The organism is Citrobacter amalonaticus, from assembly GCF_001559075.2.
Classification (GTDB): Bacteria; Pseudomonadota; Gammaproteobacteria; order Enterobacterales; family Enterobacteriaceae; genus Citrobacter_A; species Citrobacter_A amalonaticus_F.
Genome location: NZ_CP014015.2, coordinates 186,674 through 203,884, shown reverse-complemented (window position 1 = coordinate 203,884; position 17,211 = coordinate 186,674). Strand labels below are relative to the sequence as shown.

The 17,211-nt window shown below is 54.6% G+C and carries 15 protein-coding genes; 10 read left to right on the top strand and 5 right to left on the bottom strand.

Going from position 1 to position 17,211, the window contains the following annotated elements; all coding sequences use genetic code 11:
* On the top strand, positions 1–2,499 hold the full coding sequence (gene torA / locus AL479_RS00985) for a trimethylamine-N-oxide reductase TorA (protein WP_061074725.1): 2,499 nt from the start codon (positions 1–3) through the stop codon (positions 2,497–2,499).
* Positions 2,489–3,121, top strand: coding sequence for a molecular chaperone TorD (gene torD, locus AL479_RS00980; RefSeq protein WP_061074724.1), 633 nt, complete (start codon positions 2,489–2,491; stop codon positions 3,119–3,121). The genes torA and torD overlap by 11 nt, the downstream gene beginning before the upstream one ends.
* 55 nt (positions 3,122–3,176) lie before the next feature.
* Here the strand turns inward: torD and yeiP are convergent, their stop codons facing one another.
* On the bottom strand, positions 3,177–3,749 hold the full coding sequence (yeiP, locus tag AL479_RS00975; protein ID WP_061074723.1) for an elongation factor P-like protein YeiP: 573 nt from the start codon (positions 3,747–3,749) through the stop codon (positions 3,177–3,179).
* Between the two features lie 150 nt (positions 3,750–3,899).
* Between yeiP and AL479_RS00970 the strand changes: the two genes are divergently transcribed.
* Positions 3,900–4,154 (top strand): YkgJ family cysteine cluster protein, encoded by a 255-nt coding sequence (locus AL479_RS00970; protein ID WP_061077904.1) that lies wholly within the window; start codon positions 3,900–3,902, stop codon positions 4,152–4,154.
* Here AL479_RS00970 and setB read toward each other — a convergent pair.
* Positions 4,151–5,332: a sugar efflux transporter SetB gene (setB, locus tag AL479_RS00965; protein ID WP_061074722.1), complete on the bottom strand. Its 1,182-nt coding sequence runs from the start codon at positions 5,330–5,332 to the stop codon at positions 4,151–4,153. The genes AL479_RS00970 and setB overlap by 4 nt on opposite strands.
* A gap of 369 nt (positions 5,333–5,701) precedes the next feature.
* Here setB and fruB point away from each other — a divergent pair, with 369 nt between their 5' ends.
* The 6 genes from fruB to AL479_RS00935 all read left to right on the top strand — a co-directional run bounded on the left by fruB (position 5,702) and on the right by AL479_RS00935 (position 12,962).
* Positions 5,702–6,832, top strand: a complete 1,131-nt coding sequence (gene fruB / locus AL479_RS00960; protein WP_061074721.1) for a fused PTS fructose transporter subunit IIA/HPr protein — start codon at positions 5,702–5,704, stop codon at positions 6,830–6,832.
* Positions 6,832–7,770, top strand: a complete 939-nt coding sequence (fruK, locus tag AL479_RS00955; protein WP_042317960.1) for a 1-phosphofructokinase — start codon at positions 6,832–6,834, stop codon at positions 7,768–7,770. Before fruB ends, fruK begins: the two co-directional genes overlap by 1 nt.
* A gap of 16 nt (positions 7,771–7,786) precedes the next feature.
* Complete coding sequence (gene fruA, locus AL479_RS00950) at positions 7,787–9,478, top strand: PTS fructose transporter subunit IIBC (protein WP_061074720.1); 1,692 nt, start codon at positions 7,787–7,789, stop codon at positions 9,476–9,478.
* Between the two features lie 283 nt (positions 9,479–9,761).
* The gene (locus tag AL479_RS00945) at positions 9,762–10,703 is read left to right on the top strand and encodes a pseudouridine kinase (RefSeq protein WP_061074719.1); all 942 of its coding nucleotides are present in this window, start codon (positions 9,762–9,764) and stop codon (positions 10,701–10,703) included.
* Entirely contained in the window at positions 10,691–11,626 is a 936-nt protein-coding gene (locus AL479_RS00940; RefSeq protein ID WP_044258629.1) for a pseudouridine-5'-phosphate glycosidase, read from the top strand. The genes AL479_RS00945 and AL479_RS00940 overlap by 13 nt, the downstream gene beginning before the upstream one ends.
* 85 nt (positions 11,627–11,711) lie before the next feature.
* Positions 11,712–12,962, top strand: a complete 1,251-nt coding sequence (locus AL479_RS00935) for a NupC/NupG family nucleoside CNT transporter (RefSeq protein ID WP_061074718.1) — start codon at positions 11,712–11,714, stop codon at positions 12,960–12,962.
* A gap of 89 nt (positions 12,963–13,051) precedes the next feature.
* Here AL479_RS00935 and AL479_RS00930 read toward each other — a convergent pair whose 3' ends face one another.
* The 3 genes from AL479_RS00930 to AL479_RS00920 all read right to left on the bottom strand — a co-directional run bounded on the left by AL479_RS00930 (position 13,052) and on the right by AL479_RS00920 (position 16,159).
* A complete protein-coding gene (locus AL479_RS00930; protein ID WP_061074717.1) occupies positions 13,052–14,146 on the bottom strand; it encodes a sugar kinase in 1,095 nt (364 codons plus the stop codon).
* A 2-nt stretch (positions 14,147–14,148) separates the two neighbouring features.
* Complete coding sequence (gene nfo / locus AL479_RS00925) at positions 14,149–15,006, bottom strand: deoxyribonuclease IV (RefSeq protein WP_061074716.1); 858 nt, start codon at positions 15,004–15,006, stop codon at positions 14,149–14,151.
* 103 nt (positions 15,007–15,109) lie between these two features.
* Complete coding sequence (locus AL479_RS00920; RefSeq protein WP_061074715.1) at positions 15,110–16,159, bottom strand: YeiH family protein; 1,050 nt, start codon at positions 16,157–16,159, stop codon at positions 15,110–15,112.
* Between the two features lie 99 nt (positions 16,160–16,258).
* Between AL479_RS00920 and yieE the strand changes: the two genes are divergently transcribed.
* On the top strand, positions 16,259–17,122 hold the full coding sequence (gene yieE / locus AL479_RS00915; protein WP_061074714.1) for a DNA-binding transcriptional regulator YeiE: 864 nt from the start codon (positions 16,259–16,261) through the stop codon (positions 17,120–17,122).
* Positions 17,123–17,211: the final 89 nt, after the last annotated feature.

Here is a 17,211-nt window from a genome sequence, read left to right as displayed (position 1 = left end):
ATGGATAGTTACGATTTTAATCCGGCACGACGCCGTTTCTTGACCGGCATGCTGGCCGTCGGTGCCGCCAGTGCATTAGGGCCAAATCCACTCATCAAAAAAGTCTGGGCGGCAGGTGAAAACCCGCAGCAGTGGATCCAGTCCGGTTCGCATTTTGGCGCGTTTGAAGCGCGGGTAGAGAACGGTGAGTGGGTTGAAACCCGCCCCTTTAAACATGATAAATACCCCTGCGATATGCTTAATGCCGTGCGTGAAGTGGTCTACAACCCCTCCCGAGTCCGTTATCCGATGGTTCGGCTGGACTGGCTGCGTAAGCGTGAGAAATCAGATCGCAGCCAGCGCGGGAATAATCGCTTTGTCCGTGTGAGCTGGGATCAGGCGCTGGACCTGTTTTATGAAGAGCTGGAGCGAGTACAAAAAACGTATGGATCCTCTGGTGTATTTACCGGGCTGGCCGACTGGCAGATGGTGGGAAAATACCACAAAGCGGGCGGAGCGATGGATCGTGGGCTGGGGTTGCACGGCAGTTACGTGACGACCGTCGGCGATTACTCGGCCGCAGCGGCACAGGTTATCCTGCCGCGTGTCATCGGTGCGCTGGAAGTTTACGAGCAGCAAACGTCATTGCCGCTGGTCATTGAACACACGGATACCATCGTGCTGTGGGGATGCGATCCGATTAAAAATTTACAGATCGAGTTCCTGGTTCCCGATCATGACGCTTTTGGCTACTGGCAGCAGATAAAAGAAGCCATCGCGAAGGGAAAAATGCGCGTTATCAGTGTGGATCCTGTTCGCAGCAAGTCGCAGAACTTCCTCAACTGTGAACAACTCGCGCTTCGGCCGCAAACTGACGTTGCCCTGTTGCTCGGGGTTGCGCATACCCTGTATGACGAGAAACGGTATGATGTCGGGTTTATCAATGACTACACTGTGGGTTTTGAGCAATTTATCCCTTATCTGACGGGGGAAACCGACAAGCAGCCGAAAAACGCCGAGTGGGCGGCGGAAATTTGTGGACTGACGGCAGATCAGATTCGTCAGTTTGCCCGTCAACTGGTGAAAGGGCGTACGCAGTTTATGGGGGGATGGTGTGCGCAGCGGATGCACCACGGCGAACAATATCCCTGGATGCTGGTGGTGCTTGCCAGCATGGTGGGGCAAATTGGTTTGCCGGGGGGAGGCGTGGGCTTTGGCTGGCACTACAACGGCGGTGGGACGGTCACATCTGCCGGTCCTGTATTGTCGGGGCTTGGCAGCATCAACAATCCGCCAGCGGCGAAATATCAGGCCGATTTCCGCGGCGCCTCGGAGCATATACCTACCTCACGTATTGTTGACTGCCTGTTGGACCCAGGGAAAGCCATCGCCTTTAACGGCGAAACGATCACATATCCGGACATTAAAATGGCGATTTACAGCGCCGCCAATCCTTTCCATGCGCAACAGGATCGTAACCGGATGATCGAGGCATGGAAGAAGCTGGAAACCGTGGTGGTGCTGGATCATCAATGGACGGCGTCCTGCCGGTTCGCCGATATTGTCTTGCCCGTGACGACGCGTTTTGAGCGCAACGATGTTGAACAGTTCGGCACGAACTCGAATAAAGGGCTGATGGCGCTGCATCAGGTGGTGAAACCGCAGTTCGAGGCGCGGCATGATTTTGATGTGTTCGCCGGGCTGTGTAAGCGTTTTGGTCAGGAAGCGGTTTACCGTGAAGGCCGTGATGAAATGCAGTGGATAAAAGCGATTTATGACGAAGGTGTAAAAATGGGAAGCTCGCTCGGCATCAACATGCCCGAGTTTGACACCTTCTGGCAGGGAGAGGGCTATTTCGAATACCCGGCCGGGAAACCCTGGGTTCGTCACAGTGAATTTCGCGATCAGCCCGATTTAAATCCATTGGGTACGCCTTCCGGTCTGATCGAAATTTACAGCAAAACGATCGCTGATTTTCAGTATCCGGACTGTCCGGGACACCCTGTCTGGATGGAGCCTTTCGAGCGTAGTCATCGCGATAGCAAAGATAACTATCCACTGCATCTGCAGTCTTGTCATCCTGACAAACGCCTTCATTCGCAGCTTTGTTCCAGCGATACGTTTCGCCATACCTACGCAGTCGCGGGGAGAGAACCGCTGTATATCAGCGAACAGGATGCCACCGCGCGAGGCTTAAAGGCTGGCGATATTGCCCGTGTATTTAACGCGCGAGGCCAGATACTGGCTGGCGTGGTGATTAGCCCTGACTATGCACCTGGCGTCATTCGTATCCATGAAGGGGCATGGTATTCGCCGCTGGAAGGTGGAAAAGCGGGAACGCTTTGTACCTATGGTGATCCGAATGTGCTGAGTGCGGATATTGCCACGTCGCAACTGGCGCAAGGGCCTTCAGCGCATACGTTACTGGTTGAGGTGGAGCGGTATACGGCGCACGTTCCGAACGTCACCGGATTTGGCGGGCCGGAAGAGATCAAAGAGGAGGGGGCGCATGCAGGCTGAAAATATCGTACAGCAACGGGCCTCGATATATCAGTGGTTCTCCCAACTGCTGTTTCAGGAACTGACGGAAGAGCAGCTTGTAGGGCTGGCGAGTCCTCAACACCGCGCCTGGATTGCATCGCTGAATTCTGTTCCAGGATTGTCGCGTGACGTTAAGCGTTTCGAGCATAGCCTGAATCAGGCGCTGCAGCGAGATTGCCGACAACAGGAACTAGCGGCGGATTTCGCGTCCTTATTCTTGCTTGCTCCGCCACAGGGGATTTCACCCTACGCCGGTCATTATCCGCATACGTCTGCACCGCAGGAGCGCCGGCAGATGAATGGATTGCTGGTTGAATACGGGCTGGCTCCACGGGATAACGAAACGAGCGATCACGTTGCGGTGCAACTGGCCCTGATGGCAAGGATGGTTGAAAAAGACGAGCCCGTTTCTGTGCAGTATGGTTTCTTACACCACCACCTGCTGCGCTGGTTGTCGCTGTTTCGTGATGGTTGCCTGCAGAGGGATACGTTGGGGTTTTATGCCGAAGCGGTCAACATCATTGTTGGTTTTATGTGCGAGGATGAGCGGTATCTGCAGTCGCTGCTGATGGAGGATTTTTATCGCAGCAGCCAGAGTTAGACATGAAAAGGGACAGTATTTGCTGTCCCTTCCGATATCGTTATCCAGGCTGGTGTTAATCCGCGCGGCCCATATAGCGGCGCTCTTCGATATGAATGCGGATTTTCTCACCGGCGCTCAGGTATTCTGGCACCTGAATAACCAGACCGGTGCTCAGCGTCGCGGGTTTGTTACGTGCACTGGCGGAAGCGCCTTTAATGCCCGGCGCGGTTTCTACGATTTCCAGATCTACCGTCTGCGGTAGTTCGAGCGCCAGCAGCTGGCCGTCCCAGATCAGCACCTGCATATCCGGCATTCCGCCTTCCGGGATAAACAGCAGCTCTTCTTCGATCTGATCTTTGGTGAAGGTATAAGGCGTGTAGTCTTCTTTATCCATGAACACGTATTCGTTGCCATCGATATAGGAGAAGTCGACGCCACGGCGGCTCAGGGTCACGGTATCTACAATGTCGTCGCCCTTGAAACGTTCTTCCACTTTCAGTCCGGTACGGACATCGGAGAAACGCATTTTGTACAGCGTAGCCGCGCCACGGGCGGACGGGGATTGAATATCGATATCTTTCACAATCAGCAGTTTGCCGTTGTAATTCAGTACCATACCTTTTTTGATTTCGTTCGCTCTTGGCATCGAAAAGATCCTGTTATAGAGATTCGCTAAATTATCGCGTCAAACTACTCGCGCCGGGCCATTCAGGCAAGTGGAATTCACCTTTAGCTGGTGCAAAAAAGGTGGTACTGTGCGCGCCTGTCCGGTGGTCACAATAAAGAGAGTCAGATGATGGAATGCCGTCCGGATTGTGGGGCGTGTTGTATTGCCCCTTCTATTTCCAGCCCCATCCCCGGCATGCCGCAGGGTAAACCGGCAAACGTCCGGTGCGTCCAGCTCTCGGATGACAACCTGTGCCGCCTCTTTGGCTCCAGCCTCCGCCCCAACGTCTGTCGCAGCCTCAAACCGTCCCTGGAAATGTGCTTAACGAATCGCGACGAGGCGATGACCTGGCTTATTGATCTTGAAGCGCTGACCGCGCCCTAAACATCCTTAATGCACGCCAGGCAGGCCATAGTGGCGATAATCATCACCAGCGCAAACCAGAAAACGGCATGGTAGTTCCAGATTTCAGCGGCAATGCCCGCCAGCGATCCGGCGATAATCCAGCCGACGCGGATGGTGTTGGTGTAGAGCGTGGTGGCGGAACCTGCCTGACCTGGCATCAGATCCTGAAAATAGAGCATACCGATGCCGCCGAGAATACCGATATAGATGGCGTTCAGCAGTTGTAAACCCAGCAGCACAACAGGGGAGTGCGCGACCAGCATTCCGGCGTAAAAGCAAAAACCGGCAGCGACCGCAATGCACATCAGCAGACGTTTACCCAGACGTTTTGCGAAGTAGCCCGCAATCAACATTGTCGGGATTTCCAGCCCGGCCGCTGTCCCCATCATCACGCCCGCCAGTTTCTCCGGCAGGTGCAGTTCATTAATAATAAACAGCGGCATATTAATGATATACAGGCTGTTGGTACCCCACATTAAGGTACAAATGGCAAACAGCAGCAGGGTATCGCGACGGTTGCGGCGCGGCGCTTCCAGCGTACCGGTCGCCAGCGCGGTCTCTTTGCGCATGGACGGTAAGAAAAACCATACCATTGCACCGCAAACCACGAATGCCACCGCGGCACTGAGGTACATCACCGTAAAGCTGAAGCCCATTGCCAGCGCGTAAGCCAGCGGCGGGCCGATCACCCACGCGAGTGAAACCTGGGCGCGCAGTATGGAGCTGAACATCACCGCTTCACGGCCTGTGCGGTCAGCATGTTCACGGGCCAGGGCAAACATTTGTGGGTTGGCGGTCGAACCAAAACTGCTGAGAAACACCCCGACAAACAGCAAAATAAAGTAGTTACGATTCCAGGCAAATAACACGCACGCCAGCATACCCAGCGCACAGCAAAAGACGATCAGCTTTTTGCGATCGCCTTTTTTATCTGAACGTCCCGCCAGAAACTGACTCACCAGGATGCCGATCACTGCACTGCCGGTAAAAAAGAAACCGACCATTGCTGGGCGCGCATGGACTTCATCGGTCAGAAAAAGGCTCAGCGTAGGGGTCTGTAGCGCACCGGCGATACCGGTGAGAAAGGCGACAATAAGGAAAGCCGTAGACGTCAGGTCAAACGCTTTTGGCGAGGCGGCAGCGGGGGTATTGTGCATGTTCGGATATCAGTAGTGTGACGAGACGCGGAGTTTACGCCGCTTAGTGAGAAATAAACAGATGACCAAATCAAAATCGCCACGAAAAATCAAAATGGCATTTCACTCTGTCAATGTTGTTAGCTGACGCTGCTGAACCTTAAGCGAAATAGCGCTGATTTGACTTCAGCAACATACCGCCTGTGAGGCAAAAATGTGCATTGCTTCTAAATTTTGCGATCAAAAATGCAACTTTACTTGCGTGCTGAAGCAGAAAGCGCAAGACTTCTTGAAACGTTTCAGCGCTGTCGAGTTTCAGTTGAGGGAACCGTATAGCGTCTTTTTTCTCATGTAAGCTGAATCGTTTCAATTCAGCAGGAGAGGAGAACCATGTTTCAGTTATCCGTTCAGGACATTCATCCGGGCGAGCAGGCCGGAGACAAACAGGAAGCCATCCGTCAGGTTGCCGCTGCGTTAGTGCAGGCTGGTAACGTTGCGGACGGCTACGTAGACGGCATGCTGACTCGCGAGCAGCAGACGTCCACTTTTCTTGGCAACGGGATTGCGATTCCGCACGGCACCACCGACACCCGCGATCAGGTGCTGAAAACCGGCGTTCAGGTTTTTCAGTTCCCGCAGGGCGTAACCTGGGGTGATGGTCAGGTGGCTTATGTGGCGATTGGTATCGCCGCCAGCTCCGATGAGCACCTTGGCTTACTGCGTCAGCTGACGCACGTGCTGAGCGATGACTCCGTGGCTGAACAGCTTAAGTCAGCGACCACGGCTGAAGAACTGCGTGCGTTGCTGATGGGCGAAAAGCAGAGTGAGCAGCTGAAGCTCGACAACGACACGCTGATGCTGGATGTCGTCGCGACCGATTTAGTGACGTTGCAGGCGCTGAACGCGGCGCGTCTGAAAGAGGCAGGCGCAGTAGATGCGGCGTTTGTCGCGAAAGTAATTAACGAACAGCCGATGAACCTGGGCCAGGGGATCTGGTTGAGCGACAGCGCTGAAGGCAACCTGCGCAGCGCCGTGGCGGTGAGTCGCGCGGCAAATGCTTTTGACGTACAGGGCGAAAAAGCGGCACTGCTGGTGACCGTTGCCATGGCTGACGACCAGCCCGTCGCAGTGCTGAAGCGTCTGGGCGATCTGCTGCTGGAGACCAAAGCTGACCGTCTGCTGAACGCCGACGCGGCGACCGTTCTGGCGCTGCTGACCAGCGATGACGCACTGACTGATGATGTGCTGAATGCCGAGTTTGTGGTTCGCAATGAGCACGGACTGCATGCCCGTCCGGGGACCATGCTGGTCAATACGATTAAACAATTCAACAGTGAAATTACCGTGGCAAACCTTGATGGAACCGGCAAACCGGCAAATGGACGTAGTCTGATGAAAGTGGTGGCGCTGGGCGTGAAGAAAGGACATCGTCTGCGCTTTACGGCGCAGGGGGCTGATGCTGAACAGGCGCTGAAAGCGATTGGCGATGCCATCGCTGCCGGTCTTGGGGAGGGCGCGTAATGAGCAGACGTGTTGCGACCATCACGCTAAACCCGGCCTACGATCTGGTGGGGTTCTGTCCTGAAATTGAGCGTGGTGAAGTTAACCTGGTGAAAACGACCGGTCTGCATGCGGCGGGGAAAGGGATAAACGTAGCCAAAGTGCTAAAGGATCTCGGGATCGACGTGACGGTCGGCGGTTTCCTCGGCAAAGATAACCAGGACGGTTTTCAGCAGTTGTTCAGCGAACTGGGCATTGCTAACCGTTTTCAGGTGGTGCAGGGGCGTACCCGCATCAACGTCAAGCTGACGGAAAAAGATGGTGAAGTCACCGACTTCAACTTCTCCGGTTTTGAGGTCACGCCTGCCGACTGGGAGCGTTTTGTTAATGATTCTCTGAGCTGGTTGGGTCAGTTCGACATGGTGTGCGTCAGCGGCAGTCTGCCATCCGGTGTGAGTCCGGAAGCATTTACCGACTGGATGACGCGCCTGCGCAGTCAGTGTCCATGCATTATCTTTGATAGTAGTCGTGAAGCCTTGGTCGCGGGGCTGAAAGCCGCGCCGTGGCTGGTGAAACCGAACCGCCGTGAACTGGAAATCTGGGCCGGTCGCAAACTGCCAGAAATGAAAGATGTGATTGAGGCGGCGCATGCGTTACGTGAACAGGGTATCGCACATGTGGTGATCTCCCTGGGGGCAGAAGGCGCGCTGTGGGTGAACGCCTCGGGAGAATGGCTCGCTAAACCACCTTCGGTTGACGTGGTCAGCACCGTGGGCGCCGGGGATTCGATGGTTGGCGGCCTGATTTACGGTCTGCTGATGCGCGAATCCAGCGAACATACGCTGCGTCTGGCGACAGCCGTCGCTGCGCTGGCAGTCAGTCAGAGCAATGTGGGTATTACCGATCGTCCTCAGTTGGCCGCAATGATGGCGCGTGTCGACTTACAACCGTTTAACTGACAGCAGGAGAGGCATAATGAAAACGCTGCTGATTATTGACGCTAATCTCGGGCAGGCTCGCGCTTACATGGCGAAAACTCTGCTCGGTGCGGCGGCGCATAAAGCAAATCTGGATATCATCGACAATCCAAATGACGCTGAACTGGCGATCGTACTGGCCGATGCCATCCCTAACGACAACGCGTTGAACGGCAAAAAAGTCTGGCTGGGTGATATTGCCCGGGCGGTGGCGCACCCTGAGCTGTTTCTTAGCGAAGCCAAGGGGCACGCGAAGCCTTACAGCGCACCGGTTGCTGCTGCGCCTGTTGCCACAACCAGCGGTCCGAAACGTGTCGTGGCCGTGACGGCGTGCCCGACCGGCGTGGCACATACCTTCATGGCGGCGGAAGCGATCGAAACCGAAGCGAAAAAACGCGGCTGGTGGGTGAAAGTCGAAACCCGCGGTTCTGTGGGCGCTGGCAATGCCATTACTCCGGAAGAAGTGGCGCAGGCGGATCTGGTGATTGTGGCGGCAGACATTGAAGTGGATCTGGCGAAATTTGCCGGTAAACCCATGTACCGTACCTCTACCGGTCTGGCGCTGAAGAAAACCGCGCAAGAACTGGACAACGCCGTGGCGCAAGCCGTGGTATATGAGCCCACCGGCAAAGCGCAGGCGGCGGCGAATGAAGGGAAAAAAGAGAGTGCCGGTGCGTATCGTCACCTGCTGACGGGCGTGTCATACATGCTGCCGATGGTGGTTGCCGGCGGTCTGTGTATCGCGCTCTCCTTCGCCTTTGGTATCGAAGCGTTTAAAGTCGAAGGGACGCTGGCGGCCGCGCTGATGCAGATTGGCGGTGGTTCAGCCTTTGCACTGATGGTGCCGGTTCTGGCGGGATACATCGCCTTCTCGATTGCTGACCGTCCGGGTCTGACGCCGGGTCTTATCGGCGGTATGCTCGCCGTAAGCACGGGTTCTGGCTTTATTGGCGGGATCATTGCAGGTTTCCTTGCAGGATATGTGGCGAAGGCCATCAGCACGAAGCTGAAGCTGCCGCAGAGTATGGAAGCGCTGAAACCGATCCTGATCATTCCGCTGATTTCCAGCCTCGTGGTGGGTCTGGCGATGATCTACCTCATCGGTAAACCGGTCGCCGGGATCCTCGAAGGGTTGACGCACTGGCTGCAAACCATGGGGACGGCGAATGCGGTGCTGCTGGGGGCGATCCTCGGCGGGATGATGTGTACCGACATGGGTGGTCCGGTTAACAAGGCGGCATACGCGTTTGGCGTTGGTCTGCTGAGTACACAAACGTATGCGCCCATGGCGGCCATTATGGCGGCAGGCATGGTGCCACCGCTGGCGCTGGGTCTGGCAACGATTGTTGCGCGTCGTAAGTTCGACAAGGCGCAGCAGGAAGGGGGTAAAGCGGCGCTGGTACTGGGCCTGTGCTTTATCACCGAAGGGGCCATTCCCTTCGCCGCGCGCGATCCAATGCGTGTTCTGCCGTGCTGTATTGTTGGCGGCGCGTTGACGGGGGCGATCTCAATGGCGGTCGGGGCGAAACTGATGGCACCGCATGGTGGTCTGTTTGTTCTGCTGATCCCTGGGGCGATTACCCCGGTGTTGGGATACCTGATTGCCATTGTCGCCGGTACGCTGGTTGCGGGTCTGGCCTATGCCTTCCTGAAACGTCCGGAAGAGGATGCTGTCGCCAAAGCGGCATAACGTCATCACTTCACATCAGGGCAGAGATTTCTCTGCCCTTTTTTTATCTCCGTTTTGTGCCCTTCCTCGCAAATATTTCCGCGCTTGCAAACTGTATCTATAAAAAATTGTGATTCTGTTCATGTCTGGCGGCTTTTGCTCTTGCCAGTGCGTTTACTTTCATAAAAACAAGCTTACTATAAACACATGTTTGAATATAAACATGTGCTCTAATAATTCGTTTGAGCCGTGAATAGTCTTAACAATCTCAAAGTCATGGTATTTTCGTACCAGGAGATGTGCTATGCGCGAAAAGGAATACATCATCACGATTGGTTCCGCCAATATGGACGTTGCAGGATATTCGCATGCTTCCTTGAATTATGCGGACTCAAATCCGGGGAAAATTAAATTTACGCCTGGCGGGGTCGGTCGCAATATCGCCCACAATCTTGCTCTGCTCGGGAAAAATTCCTGGTTAATGACGGCGGTTGGCAATGATTTCTATGGACAATCGTTATTGGCGCAGACAAATCAGTCGGGCGTGCATGTGGATAATTGCCTGATTGTTGCCGGTGAGAACACCTCAAGTTATTTATCGCTTCTCGATAATACCGGTGAAATGCTGGTGGCAATCAATGACATGAGCATTACCGAACATATTTCGGCGGCGTTTCTGGCACAGCATCTCGATTTTATCCGGGGTGCCCGTGTCATTGTGGCGGATTGTAATATCAGTGAACAGACGCTCGCCTGGTTACTGGATAACGTCGGGGATGTCCCGGTGTTTGTTGACCCGGTATCGGCGTGGAAATGCGTCAAGATCCGCGAGCGTCTGGCCCAAATTCACACCCTCAAACCTAACCGTCTTGAGGCGGAAACTCTCAGCGGCATTGCGCTTTCAGGGCGTGAAGATGTTGCGAAAATCGCTGCCTGGTTCCATGCGCGTGGCCTGCATCGCCTGGTTCTCAGCATGGGGGGGGATGGGGTTTATTACAGTGAGAGAGACGGTGACAGCGGTTGGTCGCTACCGATAAAAACCCATGTCGTTAACGTTACCGGAGCGGGAGATGCCATGATGGCGGGACTCGCTTCCTGCTGGGTTGAAGGCATGCCTTTCATTGATTCTATTCGATTTGCGCAGGGTTGTTCCTCCATGGCGCTGGCCAGTGAATATACCAACAACCCTGAATTATCTGTTGCGAACGTTAAAACCCTTGTGGAGAACACAGAATGTCTGAATTAACGATTTCCTCTGAATTACTGCATATTTCGCCAGAAGTCCAGGACGCTATTAACAGTAAAAAACCGATTGTTGCGCTTGAATCGACAATTATTTCTCACGGTATGCCTTTTCCACAAAATGCGCAGACGGCAATTGAAGTCGAAGAAACTATCCGTAAGCATGGTGCCGTGCCGGCAACGATTGCCATTATTGGCGGAGTAATGAAAGTCGGCTTGAGTAAAGAAGAAATTGAATTATTAGGTCGCGAAGGGCATAGCGTAACTAAAGTCAGTCGTCGTGATTTACCGTTTGTGGTAGCCGCCGGAAAAAATGGCGCGACTACCGTCGCTTCAACCATGATTATTGCCGCCCTTGCAGGTATTCACGTTTTTGCCACCGGGGGTATTGGCGGTGTTCATCGCGGTGCTGAACATACGTTTGATATTTCCGCCGATCTTCAGGAACTGGCTCATACCAATGTGACCGTGGTTTGTGCCGGAGCGAAATCTATTCTCGATTTAGGTTTAACCACGGAATATTTAGAAACGTTCGGTGTGCCGTTAATTGGTTATCAGACCACTGCGTTACCGGCATTTTTCTGCCGTACCAGTCCGTTTGAGGTCAGCATTCGTCTCGACAGCGCGAAGGAAATTGCCCGCGCGATGGCAGTGAAATGGCAAACCGGCCTGAACGGAGGTCTGGTGGTCGCCAATCCAATCCCGGAAACCTACGCCATGGCGGAAGAGAAAATCAACGCGGCGATTGACCAGGCCGTCCGGGAAGCGGAAGAGCAGGGCGTTATCGGTAAAGAGAGCACGCCGTTCCTGCTGGCGCGCGTTGCTGAATTAACCGGAGGCGACAGCCTGAAGTCCAACATCCAACTGGTGTTTAACAACGCCGTACTGGCCTGCGAGATCGCGAAGGAATATCAACGCCTCGCCTGATCGAAACGAACGGGCAGCTTGCGGTCGCCCGAAACCACCAAAACCTGGCTTCGCGCCGGGTTTCCTGGCATGAAGGGAAATCATTATGGATATAATGAGAAGTGTTGTGGGTATGGCGGTACTGCTGGTGATCGCATACTTACTGTCAGTGAATAAAAAGCACATCAGCTTACGTACCGTGGGCGCCGCGCTGGTGCTGCAAATCGCGATTGGCGGGATCATGCTCTATTTCCCGCCGGGCAAATGGCTGGTTGAACAGGCCGCGCTGGGCGTGCATAAGGTCATGTCATACAGTGACGCGGGCAGTGCCTTTATTTTTGGCTCTCTGGTTGGGCCAAAAATGGATGTGTTGTTTGATGGCGCCGGCTTTATCTTCGCCTTTCGCGTGCTCCCGGCGATCATTTTTGTCACCGCGCTTATCAGTCTGCTGTACTACATTGGCGTGATGGGACTGCTGATTCGCATCCTGGGCGGGATTTTCCAGAAAGCCCTGAACATCAGTAAAATTGAATCATTCGTTGCGGTCACGACGATTTTCCTCGGGCAAAACGAGATCCCGGCGATCGTGAAGCCGTTTATTGACCGTCTGAACCGCAACGAACTGTTTACCGCGATCTGTAGCGGGATGGCCTCGATTGCGGGCTCGATGATGATTGGCTACGCCGGTATGGGCGTGCCGATTGATTATCTGCTGGCAGCCTCGCTGATGGCGATTCCTGGCGGGATCCTGTTTGCGCGTATTCTGAGTCCGGCTACGGAAGCGTCAAAAGTCACTTTCGAAAACCTCTCTTTCACCGAGACGCCACCAAAAAGCATTATCGAAGCCGCGGCAAGCGGGGCGATGACCGGGCTGAAAATTGCTGCTGGCGTGGCAACGGTGGTCATGGCGTTTGTCGCGATTATCGCGCTGATTAACGGCATTATTGGTGGAGTTGGCGGCTGGTTCGGCTATGGTCATGCGACGCTCGAAGGGATCTTCGGCTGGGTGTTAGCCCCGCTGGCGTGGATCATGGGCGTTGACTGGAGCGATGCCACCCTGGCAGGGAGCCTGATTGGGCAGAAGCTAGCAATCAACGAATTCGTTGCTTACCTCAATCTCTCGCCTTATTTGCAGGATGGCGGCACCCTGGATGTGAAAACCATCGCTATCATCTCTTTTGCGCTGTGTGGGTTTGCCAACTTTGGTTCCATTGGCGTGGTGGTCGGGGCGTTCTCGGCTATTTCACCTCAGCGCGCGCCGGAAATCGCCCAGTTGGGTATGCGGGCGCTGGCGGCAGCCACGCTCTCTAACCTGATGAGTGCGACCATTGCCGGGTTCTTTATTGGTTTAGCGTAGCCATTGAGATTGTCGGATGGCGACGCTGTGCGTCTTATCCGGCCTACAGGGATGGGGCCTGTAGGCCGTGTCGTCTTCCAGTATTAAGTTCAGTTCTGGCTTGTTTTTAACAGATACAGCGCGTTATCCGCGGAAAGGGTGGGGTTGTTGATACTGACGCTGGCGCGTGACAGAGCCGCACAGGCCATTGCGAAATTCGCGCTTTCACGAAACGCGCTTCCTTCCAGAAAGCAGTAAATCAGCCCGGCCATAAAACCATCGTCGGCGCCGAAGCTGTCGACCACCGTATGAGCAGGCGGCGTGAGTAAGAACTGTTCGCCATCTTTCTCGCTACAGAAGACCGATTCATCTTCCAGACAGACAAAAATCTGCTGAATGCCCTGTTGATGCAGGGCGTTCACCGCATCGCGTCGATCGGCATCGCTGTTGATGGGATGGCCCCATAAGATCTCCAGCTCTTTTTGCGTCGGTTTCAGCGTATGGATGCGCGTAAACCAGGTTTTCACCTTCGTCGCCTTGAACTCGGAAACGGTATCAATAAATACCGGAATGTCATCAGCAACCGTAAAGACCCATTCGATGGCTTCGGGCGTCAGGTTACAATCCGCCAGTACCACACCGGCGTGACGGATTAAATCCCGTGAGCTGTTCAGCAACTGCGGCGTCAGCTGTTGCAGGATATGGGTATCGTTAATTGCCAGCACCGTCTCTTCCTGCTGATTGGCGATGGAGAGATAAGTTGAGGTGTTATGCCCGTGCAGGCGAATGCAACTGGAGATATTGACGCCTGCCTGGCGCGTTTGCTCCAGCAACGTCTCGCCGTAAAAATCACTGCCGACAGCGGAAATCAGATGCACATCGCGACCCAGCAGGGCGAGGTTATGGGCAATGTTTCGCCCGACACCGCCCGCAGAACAGTGGATACTGCCCGGGTTAGACGCGGCCTGCGGGTAGTGGATATCCGCCATCCCGCGAATATCCATGTTAATCGCCCCCACTACCACGCAATAAGCCTGTTCGGTAAGGATATAACCTTTTCCTTTGATCGCCCCTTTACGCATCAGGTCCATGATGTGCGCGGCTACGCGTGAACGGCTGATCTGCAAAATATCCGCGATTTCGTTTTGCTGAATCAGCGGGTTGCGGCGCAGAATTTTGAGTATCTGTTTTTCCCTGTCGTTCATGATTACGCAACCGCCTTTTCAGTCTGCTGCGCTTTCAGCCAGGCGATCTCTTCTGCCCAGATGTCGGGATTGATGGTTTCCAGCACCAACGGAATGCCGTCGAAACGGGCGTCCTGCATGATCCAGCGGAACGCGTCATGACCGATGTTGCCTTCACCCAGACTGTGGTGACGGTCGACCCGGCTGCCAAAGGCACTCTTGGCATCGTTCAGGTGCATACCGCGCAGATACTGAAAGCCGACAATACGCTCGAATTCGGCAAAGGTTTTTTCGCATTCGGCGGCGGAACGCAAGTCGTAACCCGCGGCGAAAGCGTGGCAGGTGTCAATGCAAACGCCGACGCGTGATTTGTCTTCCACGCCATCGATGATGGCGGCAAGGTGCTCAAATTTGAATCCGAGGTTGCTGCCCTGACCGGCGGTATTTTCAATCACCGCAGTTACCCCTTCGGTCTGGGCGAGTGTGATGTTGATAGACTCGGCAATCTTTGCCAGACACTCGTCTTCCGAAATTTGCATCAGGTGGCTGCCTGGATGGAAGTTCAGCAGGGATAAACCGAGCTGTTCACAGCGCTGCATTTCATCAAGAAAAGCGGCGCGGGATTTTTCCAGCGCCTCGCCGACCGGGTGACCCAGGTTGATCAGATAGCTATCGTGCGGCAGGATTTGAGCGGATGTGAAGTGGTATTTCTCACAGGCGGCTTTAAAGTCATCGATGATTTGCGCGGTAAGAGGGGCGGCGCGCCATTGACGCTGATTTTTCGTGAAGAGTGCAAACGCGGTTGCCTCGATTTCAGCGGCGCGAATTGCGGCATTTGCCAGCCCGCCAGCTGCGCTGACGTGTGCTCCGATGTATTTCATTAAAGACTCCTGTTAACCCGCCAGATATAGCCTGGAGGCTTTGTGTATCCGGAAATTGAATCTTGCCAATCATAGCGGGTTAACAGGGTCAGGATGTAGCGAATTATGCAATAACGTGCTGGACCAGGACGTTAATCACGCCACCGCCGACAATCAGCCAGATGAACAGCACCAGCGCCATCAACAGCGGTTTCGCCCCGGCTTTTTTCAGCGCGCTGACGTGAGTCGTCAGCCCCAGAGCCGCCATTGCCATAGCCAGCAGTACCGTATCCAGTGTGACCAGCATGCTCACCACCGCCTGCGGTAACAGATGGAACGAGTTGAAAATGGCGACCACAATGAACAGGATGGCAAACCACGGAATGGTGATTTTGCTTTTTTCCCCACTGTTGGCGGGTGACAGTTGCTTAACGCGAGCGGCCATAAAGATGAGGAACGGAGCCAGCATCATGACGCGCAGCATTTTGGCAATCACCGCCGCGTTTTCGGCGTCCGGGCTAATCGCGTGTCCTGCTGCCACAACCTGAGCAACTTCATGCATGGTGGAGCCAATGAAGATCCCGTAGGTTTCCGGACTAAACCAGTGCGCCAGCAGCGGATACATTGCCGGGTAGAGGAAAATCGCCATTGTCCCGAAGATCACCACCGTCGCGACAGCGACCGTGACTTTGCTGGCTTCGGCTTTCACGACCGGTTCCGTCGCCAGTACCGCCGCCGCGCCGCAAATGCTACTACCCGCGCCGATCAGCCAACTGGTCTGGCGATCCAGACCAAAGACTTTCTGACCCAGAAAGCACGCCAGCATAAAGGTGCTGGACAGCGTCAGGATGTCGATCAGAATGCCGCTGACACCTACGTCAGCAATTTGCGCGAAGGTGAGGCGAAAGCCGTAGAGGATGATCCCCAGGCGCAATAAATGTTGTTTGGCAAACAGGACGCCGCCGTCACAGCTTTTCCAGATCTGGGGGTAGACGGTGTTACCGATCACCATCCCCAATAAAATCGCTAAGGTGAGGGCGCTGAATCCGGCACCTGCCACGGCGGGAATGGACCCGCCCCATAAGGCAACTCCGGTAATTACTGCACTCAGAGCAAGCCCCGGAATAAAATGCCACATTGTTCGACGATGATTCGTTAAGGTGAGTTCTGTCATTGCCTTCTCCTCTTTTATGGGCAAAAGGTTACGGCGAACTGGCTTAAAAATAAAATTGATTATATATTTATAATTAATCTTTATAAGTGGTAAGCGACCATGCACATCACCCTGCGGCAACTTGAAGTATTCACCGAAGTTTTGAAAAGCGGCTCAACCACGCAGGCATCGGTGATGCTGGCGCTGTCGCAATCGGCGGTCAGCGCGGCGCTGACCGATCTGGAAGGTCAACTGGGCGTTCAGCTTTTCGACCGCGTGGGTAAACGGCTGGTGGTGAATGAACATGGTCGTTTGCTCTATCCGCGGGCGCTGGCGTTGCTGGAGCAGGCGGTGGAGATCGAGCAGTTGTTTCGCGAAGACAACGGCGCGATCCGCGTGTATGCCAGTAGTACCATCGGCAACTATATCCTTCCGGGGGTGATTGCCCGTTATCGTCGCGATTTCCCCGCGCTTCCGCTGGAGCTCAGCGTCGGCAACAGTCAGGATGTGATAACGGCGGTGCTCGATTTTCGGGTCGACATTGGGCTTATCGAAGGGCCGTGCCACAATACGGAAATCATCTCGGAGCCGTGGCTGGAAGATGAACTGGTGGTATTCGCCGCGCCATCCTCGCCGCTGGCGCAGGGGCCGGTGACGCTTGAACAACTCGCATCCGCCCCCTGGATCCTGCGCGAACGCGGTTCCGGCACGCGCGAAATAGTGGATTATCTGCTGCTGTCTCATTTACCCAAATTTGAAATGGCGATGGAACTGGGAAACTCCGAAGCCATCAAGCATGCCGTACGTCATGGGTTGGGAATTAGCTGTCTGTCACGACGCGTCATTGATGAACAACTCCAGGCGGGAACGCTGAGCGAAGTCGCGGTGCCGCTTCCGCGTCTGGTACGTACGCTCTGGCGGATTCATCATCGCCAGAAACACCTCTCTAATGCGCTCCAGCGCTTCCTCAGTTATTGCGAATAATGCCTCCCGGGGACCGATCGCCTGACGGTGATAAGTCCTGGGGGCAGTAAGTTCACCATTCTCTGCTATTACTTATAATCCGCGGCCAG

Excerpts from the sequence above, each read along its gene's own strand:
- torA (WP_061074725.1), top strand. The coding sequence starts at position 1 with ATGGATAGTTACGATTTTAATCCGGCACGACGCCGTTTCTTGACCGGC.
- torD (WP_061074724.1), top strand. The coding sequence starts at position 2,489 with ATGCAGGCTGAAAATATCGTACAGCAACGGGCCTCGATATATCAGTGG.
- yeiP (WP_061074723.1), bottom strand. The coding sequence starts at position 3,749 with ATGCCAAGAGCGAACGAAATCAAAAAAGGTATGGTACTGAATTACAAC.
- AL479_RS00970 (WP_061077904.1), top strand. The coding sequence starts at position 3,900 with ATGGAATGCCGTCCGGATTGTGGGGCGTGTTGTATTGCCCCTTCTATT.
- setB (WP_061074722.1), bottom strand. The coding sequence starts at position 5,332 with ATGCACAATACCCCCGCTGCCGCCTCGCCAAAAGCGTTTGACCTGACG.
- fruB (WP_061074721.1), top strand. The coding sequence starts at position 5,702 with ATGTTTCAGTTATCCGTTCAGGACATTCATCCGGGCGAGCAGGCCGGA.
- fruK (WP_042317960.1), top strand. The coding sequence starts at position 6,832 with ATGAGCAGACGTGTTGCGACCATCACGCTAAACCCGGCCTACGATCTG.
- fruA (WP_061074720.1), top strand. The coding sequence starts at position 7,787 with ATGAAAACGCTGCTGATTATTGACGCTAATCTCGGGCAGGCTCGCGCT.
- AL479_RS00945 (WP_061074719.1), top strand. The coding sequence starts at position 9,762 with ATGCGCGAAAAGGAATACATCATCACGATTGGTTCCGCCAATATGGAC.
- AL479_RS00940 (WP_044258629.1), top strand. The coding sequence starts at position 10,691 with ATGTCTGAATTAACGATTTCCTCTGAATTACTGCATATTTCGCCAGAA.
- AL479_RS00935 (WP_061074718.1), top strand. The coding sequence starts at position 11,712 with ATGGATATAATGAGAAGTGTTGTGGGTATGGCGGTACTGCTGGTGATC.
- AL479_RS00930 (WP_061074717.1), bottom strand. The coding sequence starts at position 14,146 with ATGAACGACAGGGAAAAACAGATACTCAAAATTCTGCGCCGCAACCCG.
- nfo (WP_061074716.1), bottom strand. The coding sequence starts at position 15,006 with ATGAAATACATCGGAGCACACGTCAGCGCAGCTGGCGGGCTGGCAAAT.
- AL479_RS00920 (WP_061074715.1), bottom strand. The coding sequence starts at position 16,159 with ATGACAGAACTCACCTTAACGAATCATCGTCGAACAATGTGGCATTTT.
- yieE (WP_061074714.1), top strand. The coding sequence starts at position 16,259 with ATGCACATCACCCTGCGGCAACTTGAAGTATTCACCGAAGTTTTGAAA.